Origin of the sequence: Halorubrum sp. Eb13, assembly GCF_002252895.1 — an archaeon.
Lineage (GTDB): Archaea > Halobacteriota > Halobacteria > Halobacteriales > Haloferacaceae > Halorubrum.
The window spans coordinates 61062-83706 of record NZ_NHPE01000088.1 but is presented as its reverse complement, the minus strand read 5'-3'; the positions used below and the strand labels follow the sequence as shown (position 1 = coordinate 83706).

Sequence of the window (22645 nt, the reverse complement as noted above, 5' to 3'; positions counted from 1 at the left end):
TAGCGTCGCGCTCCGCAGCGCCTACTCCTCTCGGTGGAACGACCCCTCGCCGTGCTCGTCGATCGCCGCGAGCAACTCGTCGCGCTGGCGGCGGATCTCGGGCGGGAGGTCGGCGTACGCGTGGTCGAACATGTCGGTCGGATCGGCCTCGATCGACTCCGCGACGTCGATCGCGTCGGCGACGACGTCGTCGGCCTCCTCGCGGATCGCCGCGACGCCCTCGTCGTCGATCCGCCCGGTCTCCCGCAGGAACGCCTCCATGCGGTCGAGCGGGTCGAGCGCGCGCCACGGATCGACGTCGTCGGGGTCGCGGTAGGCGGTCGGGTCGTCGGCGGTGGTATGCGCGCCGAACCGGTACTCGACGAACTCGATCAGCGCCGGGCGGGGGGTGTCGGCGGACGCGTCCGCCGGTCCCTCGCCCCCGGCCCGGGCGCGCTCGGCCGCCTCCCGCGTGACGACGTAGCTCGCGAGCGGGTCCATCCCGTCGACGCGAACGCCGTCGAACCCGTAGGCGGTCGCCTTCTCGGCGAAGGTTTCGCTCGCGGTCTGGCGCGATTGGGGGATCGAGATCGCCCACCCGTTGTTGTGACAGCAGAAGAGCGTCGGCGTGTCGAAGACGCCCGCGAAGTTCATCGCCTCGTGGAAGTCGCCCTCGCTGGTCGCGCCGTCCCCGAAGTGCGCGACCGAGACCCGGTCCTCGTCGCGGTAGTCGAACGCCCACCCGGCGCCGACCGCGTGCGGCAGGTTCGCTCCGATGCCGATGTTCAGCGGGAACACGTTGCCGTCGGCGATCGCCTCGGTCCCGGACTCGTGACCCATCCAGTAGGGGAGGTACTCGGAGAGCAGGTCGCGGACGACGACCGCGCCGTGCTCGCGGTACTGGTAGCTTATCAGGTCGCGGTCGGCGAGCGCGTGGGTCGACCCGACCGCCGACCCCTCCTGTCCCGCGCAGGGCGCGTACGTCCCGATCCGCCCCTGCCGCTGGAGGCTGACCGCCCGCTCGTCGAAGCGGCGCGTGACGACCAGATCGCGGTAGATCGCGCGGAACCGCTCGTCGGAGAGGTCCGGGACCGTCGCGTCCGGCAGGGGGCTCCCGTCCGGCCCGAGCACGCGGTAGACGTCGGCGTCGGCGAGCGGGTCGGCGTTCGAATCGGGGGAACCGGCGGCGTCAGCGCCGTTCTCGTCCATGGGCGATCGGTGTGCGCGCCGGTCACAAGGAGTTAGCGGTCGCGGCGGCGTCCGACCGCCGCCGGCTCCGACGGCGGACGTACGTGATCGGGAGGCCGACGAGGACGCCCGCGACGGCGACCATGCCGAGCACGAACCCGACGAGCAGCGGGACGGGACCGGCCGTCAGCATCTCCGGCCCCCAGACGAACGCGAACCGGACCGTCCAGAAGGCGCCGGTGACGAGCGCGGTGAGCAGCCCGAACGCGGCCCCGCGCGGGTAGGTGAGGCTCCCCGGTCGCTCGACGAGCGCCCACCAGACGACCGCGCCGACGACGAGCGCCGGCGTCGCGAGCAGCGGCATCGAGAACGCGGTCGGGAGGCCGATCACCTCCGCGAAGAGGCCGAGCATGTCGGAGAGCACGAACGCCGTGAGGGTCGCACAGCCGAACGCGTAGACGCCGGCGAGCAGCGCCCACCGCTGCGACGACGGGAGCCCCGCCTCGGTCCGAAGAGAGTCGTCCATACGCGGACGTCGTGAAAGCGAACCAAAACGTTTCCCGTGGGTGAAACGCCGACTTGAGCCTCCTCCGCGGCGGCTCCCTCGACCGGTGGGCGGACTGCCGCCCCGGCTCATTCGACCGCGATCTCCAGCTCGAACGGGTACGCCCCGTGCTCGTCGGGCGTCCGGTCCGGGACCCCCCATGAGACGTGGAACAGCCCGCGGCTCGTGTACGTGCCCTCGGAGAGCCCCTCGGGGACCGCGTACGTCGCGGCCATCTCGTCGCCCGCGTCGAGCGACTCCAGCGACTCGCCGTCGCTGCGACTCGGCCGCGGCCCCTCGATGCCCTCGGTCTCGACGATATCTAGCTCCGTCCGCTCCCCGTCGTGAACCACCCAGAGGGCGCTCGGCAGCGCGCCCCGGCTCGTGAACGTGTACGGTCCCTCAGCGTCGCCGTCGGCGTTCTCGGGCGCCGGCGCGACCGTGAGGGTGAACCCCCGGTCGGGGGCCTCGCTCGCCGCGCTCTCGCTCGCCGCGACCGAGACCGACACCGGGAGTCGGTCGTACCGCGGCTCTCCGACGATAATGTCGTACACGGTCCCGTCGAGCCGGTAATACGGCGGCTCGTCGTACGCCGCGGCGACGTCCCTGTAGGCGTCCGGCACCTCGTCGGCGAAGTACTGACTGCGATCGGGAGTCGTCAACGCCGGCTCCCGGTGCGACGACGCCAGCGCGCGCTCGAAGAGCGACACCACCTCGCCGTCGAGCGCCGACTCGTCGACTACCGGCCGGTCCCACATGTCTCTCTCGGTCAGTTCGCGCGCCGTGATCGCGTACGGCGGCTCCTCGTTCTCGACGGTCGTCTCGATCCGGGAGACGCCGCGTCCGTCCTCCAGGTAGTCGTACTCGTCGAGGAACGCGGCGACGGCGTCCGGGCGGACGCACCGGCGGTACTCCCCGCGGGCCGCGTTCGGACCGTACGCCGTCAAGGCGGTAACGAACGTCTCGACGGCCTCGGAGCCGAGATCGTCGCGCCGCCCCGCCTCCCGGAGGACGCGGTCCTCGTCGTCCCCCTCGGCCTCCTCGTCGACGAGCTCCGCGGTGAACGTCGGAAGCCTCGGGTCGAACGCGTAGCGCGTCCCGTCCAGCTCGACGTACGGCCTGAGCTCGCCGCGGTCGTACACGCGGAACTCGTCGACCGCGGCCAGCAGCGCGTCGCTCGGGTCGTCGGTCTCGAACCGCCCGTCGCGGGCCTCGGCGAGGGGGTCGCGCAGCGCGGCCGGGACCTCGGATTCGGAGACGACGTGCGCCGGGTCGATCCCGCGGCTCGGCGACGGCTCGTACGCGGTGACGACGTGCGACACCGTTCGGAGCTCGACGGCGAGGGACGCGCCGGACTCGTCACCGCCGGACGATCGCTCCCCGTCGGCCGCCGCCGACCCGTCGTCGGTCCCGTTCGGCGTCTGACCAACGCCCGGATCAGCTCCGGCACACCCGGAGAGCGCGGCGACGGATCCGCCGATCGCGGAGAGGAGGGCTCTGCGGTCCATACTCGGGGGCTCCACAACGATCGATAAAAATCTTCTGCGGGTCGGGCCTGCGCTCGGCAGTCGGCTCCCGACTCAGGGGGTGATCACGGCGCGCCCGTCGATCTCGCGGTGTTCGAGCTTCTCGGCGACCGTGTTCACGTCGCCGAGGTCGTACCGACTCGTGTGGAGGTCGACGTCGCCCTGCTCGACGAGCGCGACCAGCTCCTGGAGCTCGGCGTACCGACCGACGATGTTGCCGACGAAGGAGAACTCGCCGTTCACCAGGGCCTGTGACGGTTCGTGGACGTGCCCGCCGTAGCCGATGATGTGGTGGTCGCCGCCGCCCGCGGTGATGTCGGGCGCGTAGCCCGTCGTCACGTCCGCGCCGACGAAGTCGAGCACCTGCGCGGCGCCCGTCCCGTCGGTGATGGCCTCGATCTCCGCCGGCACGTCCGACTCGGAGGGGTTTATCAGGTGGTCGGCCCCGTAGCCGTCGGCCAGGTCCAGCGCCGACTGCTTGAGGTCGACGGCGGTGATCTGGGCCGCGCTCATCGCGCTCAGACACTGGAGTCCGATGTGGCCCAGCCCCCCGACTCCGATGACGACCGCGTGGTCGCCCGGGTTGAGGTCGGCGACCGCCTTCTTCGCCGCGTGATACGCCGTGATTCCGGCGTCGGCGTGGGGCGCGATGTCGATCGGCTCGACGCCGGACGGGAGCGGGATCACCGAGCGCTCGCTGGTGTGCAGGTACTCGGCGAAGCCGCCGTCGTGGGTGAGGCCGTTGAACGCGCTGTTCTCGCAGTGCATCGTCTCGCCGAGGCGGCAGGGGCGGCAGGTGCCGCAGGTCTGGACCGGGTGGCAGATCACCGGGTCGCCCTCGGAGACGATCTCGACGTCCTCGCCCGTCTCGACGACGGTGCCCGCGTTCTCGTGGCCCAGGGTCAGCGGGAGTTCCTGCGGGACGTACTCCGTCCACATCCCCTCGATGATGTGGTTGTCCGTCTGGCACCAGCCGGCGCCCTCGACCTCGACGATCACGTCGCTCGCGCCCGTCGCGTGCGGTCGGTCTACCTCGTCGATCGTGAGTCCCTCGCTCATGTCGTCGGTGTACTCGTGGAGTCTGGCTGCTTGCATGTGACATATTATCTCGCAGCCTACATCATAAACGTTCGTTACGGTGAGGTCTCCCGGCGTCGCGACCGCCATCGAACGCGACGGCGACGGAGTGAAACCGGCGACTCGACCGATGAACGAACAACCGGTGCGTAATTTACCTGAACGATCCTTATAGTTATGTGTTGTCGATTCACACATTCACTTGTATGTACGAGAAGGACGGCGAGGAGATCTTCGTCATCGACGGCCACGTTCACATGTGGGACGCGCGGCAGGAGAACATCATCCACGAGGGGGGCGAGCAGTTCCTCCAGTGTTTCTACGACTACCACACCGGGTTCACCCCGGAGGAGGAGCAGTGGGATATCGACACGTACCGACACTACGGCGCCGACAAGATGACCGAGGACCTGTTCGGGAACGCGGCCGCCGACATGGCGATCTTCCAGCCGACGTACCTCGACGACTTCTACGACGAGGGGTTCAACACCACCGAGCAGAACGCGGAACTTGCGGAGGAGTACCCCGAGCGGTTCGTGCTCAACGGGAGCTTCGACCCGCGCGACGGCGAGGAGGGGCTGCGCTACCTCGAACACCTCAAAGAGGAGTACGACATCCCCGGCGTGAAGCTGTACACCGCCGAGTGGCGCGGCGACTCGAAGGGGTGGCGGCTCGACAGCGACGACGCCTTCGAGTTCCTCGAGAAGTGCTCGGAGCTCGGGATCGAGAATATCAACGCCCACAAGGGGCCGACGATCCGCCCGCTCAACCGCGACGCGTTCGACGTGAAAGACATCGACGACGCCGCCTCGTCGTTCCCGGAGCTCAACTTCATCGTCAACCACGTCGGGCTCCCGCGGCTCGACGACTTCTGCTGGATCGCGGCCCAGGAGCCGAACGTGTACGGCGGGCTCGCGGTCGCCTCCGCGATGTCGACCCACCGCGAGCGGAAGTTCGGGGAGATCATGGGCGAGCTCCTCTTCTGGCTCGGCGAGGACCGGATCCTGTTCGGCTCCGACTACGCGCTGTGGAACCCGGACTGGCTCGTCGATCAGGTGATGAACGCCGAGCTCACCGACGAGCAGCGAGACGAGTACGGCGTCGAGCTCGACGTCGAAACCATGAAGAAGATCATGGGCGAGAACGCCGCGGAGCTGTACGACATCGACATCGAGGCGAAGAAACGCCAGTTCCGCGACGACGACATCACCGAGCGGTTCGACCTCGGCACCCACTACGGCGGTGACGCGGGGGCCGCGGCGGACTGATGTCGGGGAGCAGCGCGGGTCCGGCCGGCGACGCCGGCGGCGATCCCCGGAGCGACTCGGCGGAGAGATCCGCTGACGACCCGCCGGGCGACCCCCACGAGACGGCGGCGGTCAGGGATCGATTGGACCGCGTCGAGGACCCCGAGCTCGCCCGGTCCATCGTCGAGCTCGACTACATCGACGCGATCGAGGTCGACGGGGACCGCGTCGAGGTCCGGTTCACGCTCCCGACGGCGTGGTGTTCGCCCGCCTTCGCGTGGATGATGGCGACCGACGCCCGCGACGAGGTCGAGGCGCTCGACTGGGTGCGCGAGGCGCGGATCGAGCTGTGCGACCACATGCACGGCGAGGAGATCACGACGGGCGTCAACGCACGCGACACCTTCGGCGAGACGTTCCCGGACGCCGACGGCGATGTCGCGGCGGTCCGCGCCGCAATCGCCGACAAGGCCCGCGTCTCCAGACAGCGCGAGGCGGTCCGGACGCTGCTCGACGCTGGGGCCGACCCCGAACAGGTCGTCTCGCTCGAACGGTCCGACCTGACGGTCGACGGGGACGAGGCGCACGTCGACCTCGGCGGGTTATCGCTCGTCGTCGACGCCGCGCCGATCGCCGACTACCTCGACCGGGTCACGACGAGCGGACACGTGACGGAGCCGAGCGACACGCTGTTCCTGACGCCCGAGGGCGACCCGATCCGGGCGGACCGGCTGGACGTGGTCCAGAAGCGCTCCCGGCTCGCGGCCGTGAACATGGGCGGGCAGGGCGCCGTGTGCGACGCGCTTCACCGCGCCCGACACGGGCCGGACGGCCCGGACGGGTCCGGCGCGTCGTACGTCGATTCGTCGGACCCCGATGAGCGAGCGTACGACGGCGACGTCGAGGAGTTCACCTCGACGTGGACGCTCGGGACCGACGACTGAGCCGCGGGCCGCCAGTTCGTTTCCCCTCCACCGCGTTCCCTCGCCCTCAGCGGATAGGACCGAGTCCGCCCATTCCGCCGCCGCCACCGCCCGACCCGCCGTCCTCCTCGGGCTCTCCGTGCCCCTCCTTCTCCAGCCCGTGGCGACCGCTCGCGGCCCACTCGTCGCGGTCCCAGCCGCACGCCGGGCACTCGCCGTCGCCCCAGTCGAACGGCTCGCCGCAGCCGAGGCAGGCGTTTTCCGTGTTCATAGGTCACAGTACTCCCGCGCCGACAAAAGCGTTCACAACAGCTCGCGGAACTCCCCCAGCGGCGGGAATCGGAGCGACCCCTCCGCATCGCTCGCGTCGGGGTCCACCACGACCGGCGCCAGCCGGTCCGCGTCGGTGACGAGCGGGGAGTCGAACGCCCCCGTTCGCATGTCGTTGACCGCCACGCCCGGGGCGAGCCGGGTGAAGGCGGGCAGGACGAGGAGGTCGACCCCGCGGTAGACGCCCTCGCCGCCGAGGAAACAGGGTCGGCGGTCGCCTTCGATCTCGATCGTCGGGTGGACGTGGCCGATCACGTACCGGTCGGCCGCCGTCGACGGCGCCTCGTGACCGTGGCAGACGACGGTCCGGGGAGAACCAGCGGCGTCCAACACGTACTCCTCGTGAACCCGGTCGTCCCACGCGTTCGCGAGGGCGGTGTCGTGGTTGCCGGCGACGAGTTCGAGGGCGGCGCCGCTCGCCTCGCAGGCGTCGCGGAGCGCCTCCAGCGTCCCGAGGCTCCGGTCGGTGACGCGGTCGAACGTGTGGACGACGTCGCCCGCGACGACGACGGCGGCGGGGTCGAACCGAGCGAGGTGTCCCCGGAGCCGATCGACGAGGTCCTCCCGCTCGCCGATCGGGAGCGACACCGCGGAGGCCTCTCCGCGGCCGACGTGGAGGTCGGCCACGACGAGCGCGTCGTGGCGGTCGAGGTAGGCCGCGCGCTCGCCGAACGCGGTCCCGGTCATCGATCGCCCCCGGTCATCGATCGCTCCCCGTCACCGGTCGCCCCCCGTCACCGACCGAAGCCCGCCGGGGAATCGGTACGGTCGGTCCGGGCGGCGGGACGGCCCCGGCCGGCCTCCTCGCCCGCGCCGCCGGCGTGGTTGCGGGCGGTCGCGTACGCCTCGCGGACGCGGCGGAACGACTCCTCGTCGCCGCCTTGGTCGGGGTGCGTCTCCTTGACCCGCTCGCGGTAGGCCCGTTTCACCTCGTCTGCGTCGGCGTCGCGGGCGACGTCGAGCTCCGCGAACGCCGCCGCCACCGGGTCGCGGCCGCCGCGTTCGACCGACGGGTCCGGCCCCCAGTCCGGCTCGATAACGTCGAACGGGAGGCGGCGACCGAGCCCCCGACCCGGCATCTCGTGCTCGCAGAGGACGGTGTAGACGCCCTCTCCCTCCAGCCGGAAGTAGTCGTGCGCGTCGAACGTGATTGCGACGCCGCGCTCGGGGAGGTAGAAGGGGACGGCCACCTCGCCGAGCGGGTGGTCCTCGCGGAACCGCTCGTCGATGGCCGTCAGGTACTCGCGGATCTCCCGGCGTCGTCGTTCGTCGCCCGCGGCGGTCTCGCCGTCGCCGGCCGCGGCGACGCTCGGGGCGACGAACCGGTCCCCGAGGTAGAAGGCGACCGCCGCGAAGGCGGAGGCGATCCCGCCGAGCGCGACTCCGAGGAGGATCCACGGCGGCACCGCGCTGATGAGCTCGACGGCCACGATCCAGATAACGGCTCGTCGCCTATCAACCCCTCGCCGGGATCGCGAGGGGTCGGCGAGGGGTCGGCGAGCGGCGCGCTACGGGCGAGAGCCGACTACCGACAAAAGGAGCGCCGGCGTCAGAGGATCCCCTTCGCCTCGAGGCCGTCGAGGATGTCGTCGACGAGCGCTTCGGGGGTCTCGTAGGGGAACTCCTGTTCGCTGCCCAGCTTCGCGGCCATCTCCATCGCCGTGAGGCTCACGTCGCCGGCCTCGAACTTCGTGGCCGGACCGTTCGGGAGCGCCGGGACGAGGTCCATCTGGTTCTCGACGGGGAAGTCGGCGCCGCCGAAGGCGTCGAGGAACTGTTCGCGGAGTTCCGATCTGACGTCACTCATACTCTCCCATCCCGCGAGCCACCGCAAAAGCGTTGCGGAACAACGATAAACGAGTTTGAGGTTCTCGAACGACGACGCGGCGCCGACGAACCGTCGGCGGCCCGCTCCGGAGAACGCCGACTGTCGTGCCGGAACCTCTCCACCTTTGTCGCTGGGCGCCAACCGTCGCGCATGTCGTTCGACTTCGACTTCGAGCTGCTCCGAGAGCTGACCGAGGCCCGCGGTGTTCCGGGATACGAGGACGACGTCCGCGAGATCGTCCGCCGCGAGCTCGCCGACACCGCCGACCGGGTCCGCACCGACGCGATGGGGAACGTCGTCGGCACCGTCGAGGGCGACTCGGACTACTCGGTCGCGGTCGCGGCCCACATGGACGAGATCGGCTTCATGGTCCGGCACGTCACCGACGAGGGGTTCGTGCAGGTCGACCCGCTCGGCGGGTTCGACGCCCGCGTGCTCCGCGCCCAGCGCGTCACGGTCCACGGCGAGGAGGACCTCACCGGCGTCATCGGCTCCGTGCCGCCCCACACGCTCACGGAGGAGCAGACGGAGAAGGACGACGAGGTCTCGGACGTGTACATCGACCTCGGCCGCGACGGCGAGGACGTGGCCGAGCTCGTCGGCGTCGGCGACCTGGTCACGCTCGACCAGACGACGACGCGGATGGGTGACCGGGTGACCGGCAAGGCGCTCGACGACCGGATCTGCGTGTTCGCGATGCTGGAGGCCGCCCGCCGGACCGACGACCCCGACGTGACGATCCACTTCGCGGCGACCGTACAGGAGGAGGTGGGGCTCCGAGGCGCGAATGCGCTCGGCGTCGACATCGATCCGGATCTCGCCGTCGCCCTCGACGTCACCGTCGCCAACGACGTCCCCCAGATCGGGGAGCCGGCCGACGCCGTCACCGAGCTGGGCGAGGGGACCGCGATCAAGCTCAAGGACTCCTCGGTGATCACCAGCCCGAAGGTCCACGGCCGACTGACCGACGTGGCCGAGGCGGAGGGGATCGACCACCAGCACGAGGTGTTGCCCGCGGGCGGCACCGACACCGCCGGCTTCCAGAACACCGCCGGCGCGAAGCCCGTCGGGGCCATCTCGATCCCGACGCGCTACCTCCACACCGTCACCGAGACCGCCGACGGCGACGACGTCGCGGCGACGATCGACCTGCTGACGGCGTTCCTCGACTCCGAGACGGGCGAGCACGACTACACGTTATAAATATAAACAATTCCGCGGCGGCGCGCACCTGCTCGCGCCCGTCGGGCGCGAGCAGCGTGCGCGAGGGAGTCGGTCGTCCTCCGCGTTGCTCCGGACGACCGACGAGGCTGGGGAGGCGCGAGGCGCGGTTGCGGTGCGGTTGGGGTGGGACTCAAAGGGGCAGTCGGCTCCGGGAAGACGGGCGACGCAAGCAGCGTGGCGCGTAGCGCCACGGGCAGCCGGCGGCTTCGCCGCCGGCGACACCGCAAGGAGCGAGTGAAACGAGCGACTGAGGAGCGCAGCGAGCCCCTCGACCGGAGCCGACTGGGGCTTTGGAGGCGTTCGTCGCGCAGTCGGCGTTTTATAAGCAAGCGGCCGAATCTCTGTCCCCACTCGCTGTCCCGACCGGACGACCGATCCAACCCTCTCAATCGTTCCATCGCCGGACCGCTTATTACGCGCCGCCCGAACGTCTCTGCGTGGACGAACTCGTCGTGAGCACCGAGGTGTACGCCGACGTCGAGGAGGTGTACGAGTTCCTGCTCGACTTCCCGGGGTACGCCCGCTACTCGAAGTACCTCGACGACGTGCGGACGATCGAGGGCGACGGTGGCCCCGGAACCCGCTACGCGCTCCGGTTCGCGTGGTGGAAGATCACCTACACGGCCCACTCGCGGGTGACGGGCGTCGAGCCGCCGGAGCGGATCGACTGGGAGATCACGAAAGATATCGACGCCGGCGGGCGCTGGCGCGTGACATCGACGGGGCCGGACCCCGAGTCCGACGGCGACGCCGAGACCGACGCCGCCGACTCGCCGGTCTGCGAGGTCGCGCTCGAAGTCGAGTTCGACCCGGGGTCGGCCAGCCCGGACGCGCTCGACCTCCCGCGGCTCGTCTCCTTCGACTGGGTGGTCAAGAAGGCGGTCCCGCTCATCCGTACCGAGGCCGAGCGCGTCGTCCAGCGCGCCGTCCGCGACCTAGAGGGGTCGACCCGGAACGTCGACCTCGACGTGTACGTCGACTCCGAACGGATCTGAGGAGCGGGCGGTCCGCGTGCGACGCGGTGTCCCCGCCGTCGCCGAGTCGAAGGCCTTAATATATCCAGCGGGGAACGATGGAACGCGTACGAGGGCTCGTAGATCAGTGGTAGATCATCCCCCTGGCACGGGGAAGGCCCGGGGTTCAAATCCCCGCGAGTCCACTCCTTCACTCCCTTCGGTCGTTCAGTCGTTCCCTCGCGTGGTCCCGTTCGTTTCACTCACGGGACCCCCGCGAGTCCATGTTTTTGCGCCGCGAGCAACACCGCGAGCGGCGCGACACTGCAACGAGCCGGGATTTGAACCCTGCCAGTCGCGCACAGCGAACGGAGTGAGCGAGCACGTCTGGCTCCGGTTCAAAATCCCCGCGAGTCCACTCGACTCGCTTCGTTCGTCTCGTTCCCTCGCGTGGTCCCGTTCGCTAGCATCGCCGGCGCTTCGCGCCGGCTGCAAGAGGGACCTCCGGTCCCTCTCTGCTCACGGGACCCCCGCGAGTCCGTCCGTGTTCGTTGTTCCGCCAGCGACGCTACTCTAATCGCGGTTCGAATTCCGTCACGCGCCGCTGACCCACCGCAACACCTCGCTCTGACGGTCGAGGAGGGTTCCGAGGTGGTCGGTCTCGGAGGTCGCGAGCCCCGCGTCGGTCTCATCCGCGAACGCTCGCACCGCCGATAGCGGCGCGTTCTCGTCGCGGGTCCCGTGCCAGGCGCGGACGGTGGCCGACGGCCGGTCCAGGCCGGCCCACTCGTCGCCGAACCACCGGTTCTCCCGGGCGACGGCCTTCGCTCCCGGCCGCAGGGCCTCGCGGAAGTCGTCGGCGACCGCCCGCGAGACGGCCTCCGACACCGAGCGGTCGGTGTACTGACCGACGACCGCCTCGGGGCCGGCCACAGACGCGTACGCGCCCGACAGCCGGAAGAGGACGCGGACGGCGAGGGGGATCCGCGACAGCTTGACGAGGCCGACATCGGACGGGGGCACGACGCTGCTGACAAGCCCGACGCGATCGACCCGCTCGTCCGCCGCGGCCGCGAGCGCGAACGGGCCGCCGCCGGAAAAGCCCACGACCCCGGCGTCGTCGACCGACTCCGCGTCGAGGAGCGCCCCTAAGTCTCCCCGCCAGTCGCGCCACTCACAGCCGACCGGCGGCGCCGACGAACGCCCGTAGCCCGGTCGGTCCGGAACGAGGAGGCGAACGCCCTCCCCGGCCGCGGCCTCGGAGAGGAGCGCCGCGAACAGCCGCGACCCCGGGGTTCCGTGGTGCGCGACGACCGGCGTCCCGCCCTCGTCTCCGCCGACGGCGTAGGCGAGCGTCCGGCCGTCCGAGAGCGTGCACGTCTCCGTGGCGAGCCCGCGGGGTCGACTCGCCTGCTGTATGTTCCGTTGCACGCGTCGCCCTTCCGCGCCGTCCGGGATAACGGGTCGGGATTCCCAAACCGCTCTTTTAGTCTCCGCCTCCCACGGGGCCGGCGACTGACGTGGGTGTTACCGCGGATTGATGCGGGACGCTCCCGTGGATCACTGCATGTCGACGCACGAGGTCACGGCGGACCGCCCGGACGGCCTGCTGCACGCGACCGGCAGGGACTTCTGACGGCGCGATGGGTCTCAGAGAAGCGATTCTGGAGTTCCTGGCGTGCGACGAGGCGTCCGCCCGGAGCGCGTTCCGCGACCTCCTCGGCCATCGCCCCGACGCCACCGACGGCAGCGACGCCTCCGCGAGGCGCGGGCTCGACCCGCACCGGCTCCCGCGGACGCGTTCGGAGGCGGCCCTGCCCGCCGCGATCGCCGACTCGGACGACCTCACCGACCGCGGTCGGCGCCTGATCGAGCGCGTTCGGCTCCTCGACGACGCGCCGCTCGGCGTCACGCTCTGCGGGCCGGCGTACCGCGACACCCCGATCCTGTACGCGAACCGGACGACTCGCGAGCTCACCGGCTACTCGCTCGCGGCGCTCCGCGGGCGCAACCCGCGGCTGTTACAGGGGCCGAAAACGAGTGACCCGGCCGTCGCCGACCTCCGCGAGGCGGTGTCGATCTGGGAGCCGGTGACGGTCGAGCTGTGGAACCACCGGCGCGACGGCACCCCGTTCCTGAATCGCGTCTCGCTCCGGCCCCTCCCGGGCGACGACGGGACGATCACGCACTGGGTCGCCGTGCAAGAGGCGGTCGACGGGAGCGGCGCAGGGCGCTGAGCTCCCGAACGCCCCTACCGGAGCGTCGAGGTCGGCACGACCGACGGCAACACCCCGCCGCCGGCGTCCTCGATCACGGCCTCGGCGACGTGTTCGCCGCTGAGCAGACACATCGGCATCCCGATCCCGGGGTTCGTGTACGCGCCGACGTAGTAGAGCCCCTCGACGCCCGGGGCGCGATGCGCCGGCCGGAGCGGCCCGGTCTGCCCGAGCGTGTGCGAGAGCGCGAGCGCGGTGCCCCGGGGCGCGTTGAAGCGCTCGCGGAAGTCGGAGACGCAGGCGGTCTCCTCGAACACCACCCGGTCGCGGAAGTCGACGCCGGCGTGCTCGGCCAGATCGTCGAGCACCAGCTCGCGGAAGCGCTCGCGGGTCTCCGGGTCGTCGTCGAGTCCGGGCGCCAGCGGGACGAGGGCGAACACCGCCTCGCGGCCCTCGGGCGCCGCCTCCGGGTCCGTCTTCGAGGGGACGTGGACGTAGTACGCCGGGTCGTCGGGCCACGCCGGGTCGTCGAAGATCTTCTCGAAGTGGGGGCGCCAGTCGGTCGGCAACACGAGCGCGTGGTGGTCGAGGTCGACGTCGCCCTCGACGCCGAAGTACATGAGGAACGCCGAGGGGGCGTACGTCCGCGACTCCCAGTACGCCTCGCGGCGCGCGTGCTCGTCGGAGAGGAGGTCGCGCTCGACGTGCGGCGGCGCCGCGTTCGCGACCACGCGGTCGAACCGGCCGGTCGCCCCGGGAGTCTCCACGTCGAACTTCGGTCCCACCGCCGCGACCGAGGGGTCGATGGCGCGCACCGGCGTCCCCGTGCGGATCTCGGCGCCGAGGTCCGTCGCGAGCGCCGCCATCCCGTCGACGACGCTCGCGATGCCCCCGGTCGGGTGATAGACGCCGAGGTTCATGTCGACGTGGCTCATCAGCGTGTAGATCGCCGGCGTGTTGTACGGCGACCCGCCGAGGAAGACGAGCTTGTACTCGGCGATCTGCCGCAGCTTCTCGTGGTCGAAGTAGTCGCCGACGTAGTCGTCCATCGTCCGGAGCTTCGGGAGCGCGCGCCCCGACCGCAACACGTCCGTATCGACCATGTCCCGGAGCCGCGAGCGGCTCGGGTAGACGAACCGGTCCATCCCGAGGTCGTACGCCTCCGCGGCGTCGTCGAGGTACGCGTCGAGCCGGTCGCCGGCGCCCGCCTCGTACGACTCGAACAGCGCCTTCTGCCCCTCCCGGTCCGCGGGCATCGTCGCGCGGTCGCCGTCCTTCCAGACGACCTCGTAGAGGGGGTCCAGCTCGGTCAGCTCGTAGAACTCCTCGGTCGACCGGCCGAAGTGACCGAAGAAGCGGTCGAACACCTCCGGCATGAGGTACCACGAGGGACCGGTGTCGATCCGGAAGCCGTCGCGCTCGATCCGGCCGGCGTACCCCCCCGGATGCTCGTTGCGCTCGAACACCGTCACGTCCGCGCCGGCGTCGGCGAGGTACGCGGCGGCGGAGAGGCCGCCGAACCCCGCGCCGACCACGGCGATCTCCTCGCCGGCGAGGCGCTCGTCGTCGCGTGAACGAGGGCTCATCGCGAGGCCGTACGGTCTCCGAGGGATTCACTGCCCCGCCATACTATGTGGGCCTTTTACCCCGACCGCGGCCCCCTCACGACTCGCCCTCCGGCGGGGTCCGGTCCTGCAGTCGTCGGGCCGCGAGCGCGAAGAGCCCCGTCCCGATCAGGTAGAGCCGCCAGCCGGCGTTCGCGACCGGGAATATCCGTTCGACCGGTTCCTCGATCGCCTCGTCGGGATCGCGCGGCTGGACGGGGTTGTTGATATGGACGGTCTCCGTGGTCCCCGTGGTCCCCGCGTCGACCGTGCGCGCCCCGGTCTCCGAGTCGACGCGGAGGTCGACGAACGTCTGGACGAACCCGTCCGCGGTCGAGAACAGGATCTCCCCCTCGAGCCGGAGGAACCGATCGCGGAGCGGCCACAGGTAGTTCACCCCGTCGAGGTGGACCCAGTCGAGCGCCACGTGCGCGAAGACGTGCGCGAACAGCGCGGCCCACGCGACGGCGACCCACCGCGCCGAGAGCCGGTCGCGCGCGAGCGAGGTCTCCCGAACCCGGGTGTCGTAGTACAACAGGAGCGCGGCGACCCCGGGGATCGCGAGCGTGTGGCCGACGGTCCGGTGGGCGCCCGACATGAACGGGCCGAGGAAGCTGTCGACCTCCGGGGCGACGAGGACGAGGAGCAGGACCGCGATCGCCCGCCGATCGAACCGGTCGTCGAGCAGCCCGGCGGCGAGCAGCACCGCGAACCCGGCGTGGACCACCGTCGAGACCATCTATCGGGTCACCTCCGGATCGCCTCCGGGTCGTCGTCGGTCTCCCACCGGAACCGAACCGCCAGCAGCGCGCCCGCGGCGGCGACGACGACCAGCTGCCAGCCGGTCCGGACGAGGTGTAGTTCGCGCTCGGCGCCCGGCGAGAGCCCCGGGCGGCCGTCGGGGTTCGCGAACGTCGGGATCGCGTACGACTCCGTCGTGCCGAGCGCCTCCAGCGGGAGGATCCCAGGGCCCCCGCCCCCGAGCGTGACGAACGTCTGGACGACGCCGTCCTCAGTCGAGAGGAGGAACCCCCCGCTGACGAGGTAGTAGGCGTCGGCGAGGGGGTACAGCAGGTTCACCCCCTCGCTGCCGAACAGGTCCGGACCGACGCCGGCGACGAGGAACGCCGCGAGCGCGACCCACGCGACCCGGACGCCCCGTCGCCCCGCCCGCTCGCGGAGCCGGGAGGCGTCCCGCAGTTCGGTGTCCCAGTAGAGGGCGACGCCGGCCGCGAGCGGGAGCCAGACGGCGTGGAGGAGGGCGTTCGTCGCGCCCGGGACCGCGAGGCTCGCGACCGCGTCGAGGTCCGGGAGCACCGCGGCGACGACGATGACCGCGACCGAGCGCCGGTCGAACGCGGCGCCGAGCAGGGCGGCCGCGAGCAGCGCGCCGAACGCGGCGTTGACCAACGTCGGTGCCATATCCGCTTTGACGAGCCCAGCCGAATAAGTCGCTCGGGGAGCCGTCCCCGGATCAGCGGGCGTCGCCGTCGCGGTCGGCGGGAGCGGGGTCGTCGACGAAGTCGAAGTCGCCGGAGGCGTCGGCCTCGTCGTCGCCCGTGTCACCGTTGCCGGCGGTCCCGTGGCCGCCCGTGTCACCGTTGCCGGCGGTCCCGTGGCCGCCCGTGTCACCGTCGTCGTCCGTGTCACCGTCGCCGCCCTCGTCGCCGTCGCCGTTGGCGCTGTCGCTCCCGCCCTCGTCGCCGCTCACCGATACCGCCGGAAGCGGCTCGGACGGCTCGGGGCGACCGAGCAGCGCGAGGGCCATCCGCCGAGCGACGTACGCCGCGAGGTTCGCGAGATGGAGCGCGAGGAGGACGCCGGCGACGCCGAGCGGGAGCGCGACCAGCGCCTCCGGCAGGGTGTCGATCGCCCACGTCACCGGCTCGCCGTTGACCTCGCCGAAATCGGCCGTGTACGGGTACCGAAGCGGCGCGGCGACCAGCGGCAGCGCGCTCGCGAGCAGGACGAGGGGAACGAACGCGAGCAGGCTCACCCAGAACTTCAACGAGAGGAACCCGAGCCCCCGCCACGTCGACGGCGCGTCCACGTACTTCCTGGCGCCCGCGAGCGCGCCGTCCGCGGCGGCGAGGTCGTCCGGGCGCAGTAGGTGGGTCCCGAGCAGCGCGTTCGCGAGCCGCCGCTCCAGTCCCGCGGCGAGCCGGGCGCCGATCAGCGTCGCGAACAGGACCACCAGCCCGACGAGCGCGACCGACAGGGCCAGGCCGAACGCGACCCCGAAGGTGAAGACCGCCGAGTAGACGAACCCGAGCGGGACGGCGAGCAGGAGGTACAACAGGTGCCTGTACGTGCGGCCGTCGGCGACGACGCCGACGACGGGGAGCTCGGAGGGGTGACGGAGGGAGACCATACGCGGTCGAAACCGGTTCCTCTGTCGACATAAATCGGTCGCTCCCGGCGTCGTGTGGCGGTCTCAAGCGCCGCTACGGGGCGGAGCGGCCACGGACGTCGCCGCGTCGCTCTCAGCCGACGAAGAAGTCGATGGCGTTCCCCTTCGACTGTCCCTTGTACAGCTCCGAGTAGCCGCAGTTCGCGCAGGAGACCACGACGAACGAGCGGTTCTGCACGTCGAACATCTTGGTGAGGCCGGTGCCGCTCGTCGCGATCTCGTCCGTCTCGGTCTCCTCGCTCCCGCACTTCGGACAGCCCGATCCCTCGCCGGCCGCCAGCGATTCGGGTCGGTCTCCCGATCGCGCCGAGTCGGGATCGGCGCGACCGTCGTCCGCGTCGTCCCACTCGTCGCTCGGTTCGTTGCCGAAGACGGAGTACTCCACGTCGTCGTCGTTTTCGGAGGGCATCAGCCCTACCTGCACGCGCGACCGACAAACCTCTTGTGGGGGTGTGCGACGCCGGCGACGTCTCTCTCGATCGCGACGTCCCTCGCGACCGCGACGCCTACTCGTCGATCTCGTCGACGAGTCCGTCGGCCACGCCGACGTACCCCGCGGGCGTCAGCGCCCGCAGCTCCTCGCGCACGTCCTCGTCGACGTCGAGGTCGCCGAACAGCTCGCGAAAGTCGTCGAGCGTCACCGACCGCCCGCGCGTCAGCTCCTTCACGCGCTCGTAGGCGTCGGTGTCGCCCTCGCGTCGGAGGATCGTCTGGACGGCCTCGCCGATCACCTCGGGGGTCGCCGCGAGCTCCTCGCGCATCACCGCCTCGTTCGGAACGACCTTCGCGAGCCCGTTCCCGGCTTTCCCGTAGCCGATGAGACAGTGCGCGAGCGCGGCGCCGACGTTGCGCTTGACGGTGGAGTCTGAGAGGTCGCGCTGGAGCCGCGAGCCAGTCACGTAGTCCGCGAGGAAGGTGAGGTCGCCGTTCGCCTTCGACAGGTTCCCCTCGCTGTTCTCGAAGTCGATCGGGTTCACCTTGTGCGGCATCGTCGAGGAGCCGGTCTCCCCCTCGACGGTCCGCTGGCCGAGGTACCGGTCGGAGACGTACAGCCACGCGTCCAGGTCCAGGTCGAGGAGCACGTTGTTGACGCCGCGGAGCGCGTCGAACAGCGCCGCGAGGTCGTCGCAGGGGTTCACCTGCGTGGCGAGCGGCGTGTGTTCCAAGTCGAGCCCGCGCACGAACGACTCGGAGAACGCCCGCCAGTCGACGTCGGGGTAGGCGGCGTCGTGAGCGGCGTACGTGCCCGAGGCGCCGGCCAGCTTCCCGGAGAGGTCCCCGTTCGCGACGACGACGCGGCCGAGCGCGCGCCCGAGCCGAGAGGCGTACACCGCCATCTCCTTGCCGAACGTGGTCGGCGTCGCGGGCTGGCCGTGGGTGCGGGCGAGCATCGGCGTCCCGCGGTACTCCTGGGCGAGGTCGACCAAGGCGTCCCGGACCTCCCGGATCGCGGGCACGAGCACCTCGCTCACCGCGGGCTTGAGCAGGAGCCGGTGCGCGAGGTTGTTAACGTCCTCGCTGGTGAGCCCGAAGTGGACCCACGGGTACAGCGCCTCCGCGTCGTCGACCGCCCCGGAGTCGTCCGCCTCGTCCAGCCGGACGCGCAGGAAGTACTCGACCGCCTTCACGTCGTGGTTGGTCGCGGCGTACCCCTCGGCGCCCTCGACTTCGAGCGCCTTGATCAGGCGCGCGTCCTCGGCGGAGAACGACTCGTAGACGTCGCGGAGCGCCGCCTCGGGGTCGTCATCGAGCGCGATCGGCGTCTCGTCGAGCGCGGCGAGCTCGATCAGGTACTCGACCTCGACGCGGGTCCGGGCGCGCATCAGCGCGGCCTCGCTGGCGTACGGCGACAGCGGCGCGGTCCGCGAGGCGTATCGCCCGTCGAGCGGCGAGACTGCCGCGAGGGGGTCCGACCGCGACAGGCCCGAGATGGCGTGGTCCGTCATGTCCGCGACTGCCCCCGGAGCCAGCAAAAACGTGTCGATGGCGTGGCGCACGGACGTGGATAGGTGAGCCTACTTTTCGCGACCGGTCGGGCGATCCTATCCGCAAACGTGGATACTCGGGCGGAACGGACCGCAATCGATATACGCGATCGGTCGGACCACTCGCGTATGAAGTTCGCCGGACTCGCGAGCAACCGGGGACGGAACCTCAGACACATCGCCGACGCCGCTCCGGGCGGCGCGGAGCTGTCGGTCGTCCTGACGAACCGGGAGCAGGCGCCCGTGTTGGAGGCCGCGACGGAGCGACGGATCCCGACCGAGGTCGTCGAGCGCGAGGGGGAGGAGTCGCGCGCGTCCCACGAGCGACGAATCTTAGACCGGCTCGCCGACTACGACTTCGACCTCGTCTGCCTCGACGGGTACATGCGCGTGCTCACCGACGAGTTCCTCGACGCGGCGCCGACGACGCTGAACGTCCACCCCTCGCTGCTCCCGGCGTTCCCCGGGATGGACGCCCACGAGCAGGTGCTGGACGCGGGCGTTCGGACAACGGGGTGTACCGTCCACGTCGTCACTGAGGCGATCGACGACGGCCCGATCGTCACCCAGGAGCCGGTCCCCGTCTACGGCGACGACGACGCCGACTCGCTGAAGGACCGGGTGCTCCACGACGCGGAGTTCACGGCGTACCCGCGGGCGGTCCGGTGGTTCGCCGAGGACCGCGTGACGGTGGAGCGCGAGGGCAGCGACGCCGTCGGCGTGACCGTCGAGGGCGACGCCGGCGGCGACTTCCCGGAGCGTCGGTTCGCCTCCGAGGAGCGCGCCGCGACGCTCCGATACGGCGAGAACCCGCACCAGGACGCCGCGCTCTACGCGGACGACGGCTGCGAGGAGGCGAGCGTCGTCGGCGCCGACCGGCTGAACCCCGGTTCGAAGGGGATGGGGTACAACAACTACAACGACGCCGACGCGGCCCTGAACCTCGTGAAGGAGTTCGACGAGCCCGCGGCCGCCGTGATCAAGCACACGAACCCCGCCGGCTGCGCGACGAGCGACGAGCTCGCGGACGCGTACGACCGCGCGCTCCGGACCGACGCGAAGTCGGCGTTCGGCGGCATCGTCGCGCTGAACCGCGAGTGCGACGCCGACACCGCGACCGCGGTCGCCGACTCGTTCAAAGAGGTCGTCGTCGCGCCCGGCTACACCGACAGCGCGCTCGACGTGCTCCGGGAGAAGGGGAACCTCCGCGTGCTCGACGTCGGCCCGCTAGGCGAGGGCGACGACCGCTTCGCCGAGCGGTTCACGGAGAAGCCGATCGTCGGCGGCCGCCTCGTGCAGGAGCGGGACCGCCAGTCGCCCACCGCCGCGGACCTGGAAGTCGTCACCGAGCGCGAACCCACCGACGAGCAGCTGGAGACGATGGTCTTCGCCTGGAAGACGCTCAAGCACCTCAAGTCGAACGGGGTCCTGTTCGCGACCGGCACCGAGACGGTCGGCGTCGGGATGGGGCAGGTATCGCGCGTCGACGCCGTGACGCTGGCGGCGATGAAGGCCGAGAAGGACGCCGAGGGCAAGTCCGCCGCGGGCGCCGTGATGGCCTCTGACGCCTTCTTCCCGTTCCCGGACGCCATCGAGGAGGCCGCCGAGGCCGGGATCGGGGCCGTGATCCAGCCCGGCGGCTCCGTCAACGACGAGGACGTGATCGCCGCCGCCGACGAGCACGACATGGCGATGGCGTTCACCGGGTCGCGCTGCTTCCGCCACGACTGACCGGTGAGCGACGGCGAGGATTACTTATAAAAGGCGGATGCGGTCGGCGCGCCTGCGAGCGGCCGCCACCGGCGGCCGCGAGCCAGCCCGCGAGGGACGCGGTGAGCGCTCGCAGAGCGCGAACCGCGAGGCTGGGGAGGTGTGAGGTGCGGTTGCGGTGCGGGCAGGGTGGGACTCAAAGGGGCAGCCGCGAGGACGAAGCACGGCGCAGTAAGCACCGCAGCGAAGGAGCGTCAGCGACTGAGCGAGGAGCGCAACAAGCCGCGCGAGTCGTCGCGGCTGGGGCTTTGGAGGCCTTCACCGTCAAAATTGGATCAGCTACTTAAAAACGAGCGGCTGGGGCTTTGGAGGCCTTCACCGTCAAAATTGGATCAGCTACTTAAAAACGAGCGGCTGGGGCTTTGGAGGCCTTCACCGCGGAAGCGTCGATCACTTATAAAAATCTGACAGCGACATACGATCGGGTTTATAAATGACTTCTCTCACGACGCACTACACTCACTCCCGCAATCGCTCGCTGCCGTGTCCGTATCGACCGCAACCGAGACGGAGCGTCACCCGACGGAGACCACAACTGACCCCCTCGGCTACTCGTCGCCGTCCGTTCCGTCCCCGACGAACTCCATCCCGGTGATCTCGAACCGCGCCCCCCCGGCGGCGCTCTCCGTCACGGCGACCTCCCAGCCGTGCGCCGAGACGACCTGCTGGATGATCGTCAGCCCCAGCCCGGTGCCGGACGCGCCGGTGGTGTAGCCGTCGACGAACACCTCGTCGCGCTCGGCCTCCGGGATCCCCGCGCCGTCGTCCTCGACGTAGATCCCCGACCCGTCCGCGAGGTCGCCGACTCGGATCGCCACGCCGTCGCCGCCGTGCTCGACACTGTTCCGGAACAGGTTTTCGAACACCTGTTGGAGGCGGCTCCAGTCGCCGAGGGCGACCCGGTCGGTGTCGACCGCCAGCGTCGCGTCGCCGGTGGTCACGAACGACCAGGACTCGCGGGCGAGCGCCGCGAGGTCGACCTCCTCGCGCCCCCCGATCGCCTGTCCCTCGCGGGTGAGGAAGAGCAGGTCGTCGATCAGCGACTCCATCCGGTCGACCGCGTCGCGGCACCGCTCGAAGTGCTCCGGATCGCCGGTCTCCTCCGCCAGATCGAGGTAGCCGTCGACGATCCCGAGCGGGTTCCGGACGTCGTGCGAGACGACGCGGGAGAACTCCTCCAGCTGGTCGCGCTGCCGCTGCATGCGTTCGGTCGCCTGCTTCCGGAACAGCTCGTAGCCGACCCACTGGGCCAACAGCTCCACGAACGTCTCCTCGTCCTCGGAGAAGGGACGGTCCCGCGCGTCCGTGTCGGCGAAACAGAAGGTCCCGTACACCTCGCGGTTGACCACGACCTTCGCGCCGATGTACGCCTCCAGCCCGAACTCCTCGTAGGCGGCGTCGCTCTCCCACCCCTCCACGCGGGCGTGCTGGACCGTCAGCGCGCCGTCCATGTCCACGGTCCGCCTGCAGTACGCCTTCGACAGCGGGCAGCTCCGCCCGGCCTGAAGCAGCTCGTGATCGCCGCGCGCGTCCACGATGACCTGCGTCTCGCCGTCGATCTCGGTGAGGAAGCCGGTCTCCACGTCGAGGTACGCGCGACCGAGATCCAGCAGGTCCGGGAGCTTCTCCTCGAAGGGACGCTCCTGGTCGGCTGTGATCCGGTACATGCGGCGGAGGGCGTCTCCCTCGGACAGTGCGTCACTCATCGTCGATCACGACCGCGATGTGTTATCCCCGTCTTCTCTCGGCTTAAACCGGACGGTGCCGGCCCGGGCGTTCGAGTTAAACCGGACGGTGCCACCCGGGCGTTCGTCGAATCCGGCCGGACCGACCGAAGCCGT

The 22645-nt window shown here is 70.7% G+C and carries 22 protein-coding genes and 1 tRNA gene; 7 read left to right on the top strand and 16 right to left on the bottom strand.

Annotated elements, in window-relative coordinates; translation table 11 throughout:
* Positions 1–21 precede the first annotated feature (21 nt).
* From DJ75_RS11395 to DJ75_RS11380, 4 genes are all read right to left on the bottom strand, one after another.
* Complete coding sequence (locus tag DJ75_RS11395; RefSeq protein WP_094524586.1) at positions 22–1188, bottom strand: thiamine pyrophosphate-dependent dehydrogenase E1 component subunit alpha; 1167 nt, start codon at positions 1186–1188, stop codon at positions 22–24.
* A gap of 22 nt (positions 1189–1210) precedes the next feature.
* Entirely contained in the window at positions 1211–1693 is a 483-nt protein-coding gene (locus DJ75_RS11390) for a hypothetical protein (protein ID WP_094524585.1), read from the bottom strand.
* Between the two features lie 107 nt (positions 1694–1800).
* Positions 1801–3219 (bottom strand): hypothetical protein, encoded by a 1419-nt coding sequence (locus tag DJ75_RS11385; protein ID WP_094524584.1) that lies wholly within the window; start codon positions 3217–3219, stop codon positions 1801–1803.
* Between the two features lie 72 nt (positions 3220–3291).
* Positions 3292–4332, bottom strand: a complete 1041-nt coding sequence (locus DJ75_RS11380; RefSeq protein ID WP_094524583.1) for an NAD(P)-dependent alcohol dehydrogenase — start codon at positions 4330–4332, stop codon at positions 3292–3294.
* 188 nt (positions 4333–4520) lie between these two features.
* Between DJ75_RS11380 and DJ75_RS11375 the strand changes: the two genes are divergently transcribed.
* The gene (locus DJ75_RS11375; RefSeq protein WP_094524582.1) at positions 4521–5582 is read left to right on the top strand and encodes an amidohydrolase family protein; all 1062 of its coding nucleotides are present in this window, start codon (positions 4521–4523) and stop codon (positions 5580–5582) included.
* Complete coding sequence (locus tag DJ75_RS11370; protein ID WP_094524581.1) at positions 5582–6505, top strand: metal-sulfur cluster assembly factor; 924 nt, start codon at positions 5582–5584, stop codon at positions 6503–6505. The genes DJ75_RS11375 and DJ75_RS11370 overlap by 1 nt, the downstream gene beginning before the upstream one ends.
* Positions 6506–6551: 46 nt before the next feature.
* Here DJ75_RS11370 and DJ75_RS11365 read toward each other — a convergent pair whose 3' ends face one another.
* The 4 genes from DJ75_RS11365 to DJ75_RS11350 all read right to left on the bottom strand — a co-directional run bounded on the left by DJ75_RS11365 (position 6552) and on the right by DJ75_RS11350 (position 8621).
* Positions 6552–6755 carry a hypothetical protein gene (locus tag DJ75_RS11365; protein WP_094524580.1) on the bottom strand — a complete coding sequence of 68 codons (204 nt, stop codon included), beginning with the start codon at positions 6753–6755 and terminating at the stop codon, positions 6552–6554.
* A 32-nt stretch (positions 6756–6787) separates the two neighbouring features.
* Complete coding sequence (locus tag DJ75_RS11360) at positions 6788–7501, bottom strand: metallophosphoesterase (RefSeq protein WP_094524579.1); 714 nt, start codon at positions 7499–7501, stop codon at positions 6788–6790.
* 47 nt (positions 7502–7548) lie between these two features.
* Positions 7549–8244 carry a J domain-containing protein gene (locus DJ75_RS11355; RefSeq protein WP_094524578.1) on the bottom strand — a complete coding sequence of 232 codons (696 nt, stop codon included), beginning with the start codon at positions 8242–8244 and terminating at the stop codon, positions 7549–7551.
* Between the two features lie 119 nt (positions 8245–8363).
* The gene (locus DJ75_RS11350; protein ID WP_094524577.1) at positions 8364–8621 is read right to left on the bottom strand and encodes an MTH865 family protein; all 258 of its coding nucleotides are present in this window, start codon (positions 8619–8621) and stop codon (positions 8364–8366) included.
* 171 nt (positions 8622–8792) lie between these two features.
* Between DJ75_RS11350 and DJ75_RS11345 the strand changes: the two genes are divergently transcribed.
* The 3 genes from DJ75_RS11345 to DJ75_RS11335 all read left to right on the top strand — a co-directional run bounded on the left by DJ75_RS11345 (position 8793) and on the right by DJ75_RS11335 (position 11025).
* Positions 8793–9845, top strand: a complete 1053-nt coding sequence (locus tag DJ75_RS11345; protein ID WP_094524576.1) for a M42 family metallopeptidase — start codon at positions 8793–8795, stop codon at positions 9843–9845.
* Positions 9846–10303: 458 nt separating this feature from the next.
* Complete coding sequence (locus DJ75_RS11340; RefSeq protein ID WP_094524575.1) at positions 10304–10861, top strand: SRPBCC family protein; 558 nt, start codon at positions 10304–10306, stop codon at positions 10859–10861.
* A gap of 92 nt (positions 10862–10953) precedes the next feature.
* Positions 10954–11025, top strand: a tRNA-Ala gene (locus tag DJ75_RS11335).
* Positions 11026–11413: 388 nt separating this feature from the next.
* On the opposite strand, the gene DJ75_RS11330 is transcribed toward DJ75_RS11335, so the two are convergent.
* Complete coding sequence (locus DJ75_RS11330; RefSeq protein WP_249269111.1) at positions 11414–12250, bottom strand: alpha/beta hydrolase; 837 nt, start codon at positions 12248–12250, stop codon at positions 11414–11416.
* 212 nt (positions 12251–12462) lie between these two features.
* Here DJ75_RS11330 and DJ75_RS11325 point away from each other — a divergent pair, with 212 nt between their 5' ends.
* Positions 12463–13056 carry a PAS domain-containing protein gene (locus DJ75_RS11325; protein WP_094524574.1) on the top strand — a complete coding sequence of 198 codons (594 nt, stop codon included), beginning with the start codon at positions 12463–12465 and terminating at the stop codon, positions 13054–13056.
* Positions 13057–13070: 14 nt separating this feature from the next.
* Here DJ75_RS11325 and DJ75_RS11320 read toward each other — a convergent pair whose 3' ends face one another.
* The 6 genes from DJ75_RS11320 to purB form a co-directional block, all read right to left on the bottom strand.
* Positions 13071–14621 carry an NAD(P)/FAD-dependent oxidoreductase gene (locus DJ75_RS11320; protein ID WP_094524573.1) on the bottom strand — a complete coding sequence of 517 codons (1551 nt, stop codon included), beginning with the start codon at positions 14619–14621 and terminating at the stop codon, positions 13071–13073.
* A 76-nt stretch (positions 14622–14697) separates the two neighbouring features.
* The gene (locus DJ75_RS11315) at positions 14698–15378 is read right to left on the bottom strand and encodes a metal-dependent hydrolase (protein WP_094524572.1); all 681 of its coding nucleotides are present in this window, start codon (positions 15376–15378) and stop codon (positions 14698–14700) included.
* Positions 15379–15386: 8 nt separating this feature from the next.
* Positions 15387–16061: a hypothetical protein gene (locus tag DJ75_RS11310; protein ID WP_094524571.1), complete on the bottom strand. Its 675-nt coding sequence runs from the start codon at positions 16059–16061 to the stop codon at positions 15387–15389.
* A gap of 52 nt (positions 16062–16113) precedes the next feature.
* Positions 16114–17010, bottom strand: coding sequence for a sensor domain-containing protein (locus DJ75_RS11305; protein ID WP_094524570.1), 897 nt, complete (start codon positions 17008–17010; stop codon positions 16114–16116).
* A gap of 112 nt (positions 17011–17122) precedes the next feature.
* Positions 17123–17458, bottom strand: a complete 336-nt coding sequence (locus DJ75_RS11300) for a zinc ribbon domain-containing protein (protein ID WP_094524569.1) — start codon at positions 17456–17458, stop codon at positions 17123–17125.
* A gap of 97 nt (positions 17459–17555) precedes the next feature.
* Positions 17556–18995, bottom strand: a complete 1440-nt coding sequence (gene purB / locus DJ75_RS11295; RefSeq protein WP_094524568.1) for an adenylosuccinate lyase — start codon at positions 18993–18995, stop codon at positions 17556–17558.
* A 168-nt stretch (positions 18996–19163) separates the two neighbouring features.
* Here purB and purN point away from each other — a divergent pair, with 168 nt between their 5' ends.
* Positions 19164–20765, top strand: a complete 1602-nt coding sequence (gene purN, locus DJ75_RS11290; RefSeq protein ID WP_094524567.1) for a phosphoribosylglycinamide formyltransferase — start codon at positions 19164–19166, stop codon at positions 20763–20765.
* Positions 20766–21352: 587 nt separating this feature from the next.
* On the opposite strand, the gene DJ75_RS11285 is transcribed toward purN, so the two are convergent.
* Positions 21353–22510: a HAMP domain-containing sensor histidine kinase gene (locus DJ75_RS11285; RefSeq protein WP_094524566.1), complete on the bottom strand. Its 1158-nt coding sequence runs from the start codon at positions 22508–22510 to the stop codon at positions 21353–21355.
* Positions 22511–22645 lie beyond the last annotated feature (135 nt).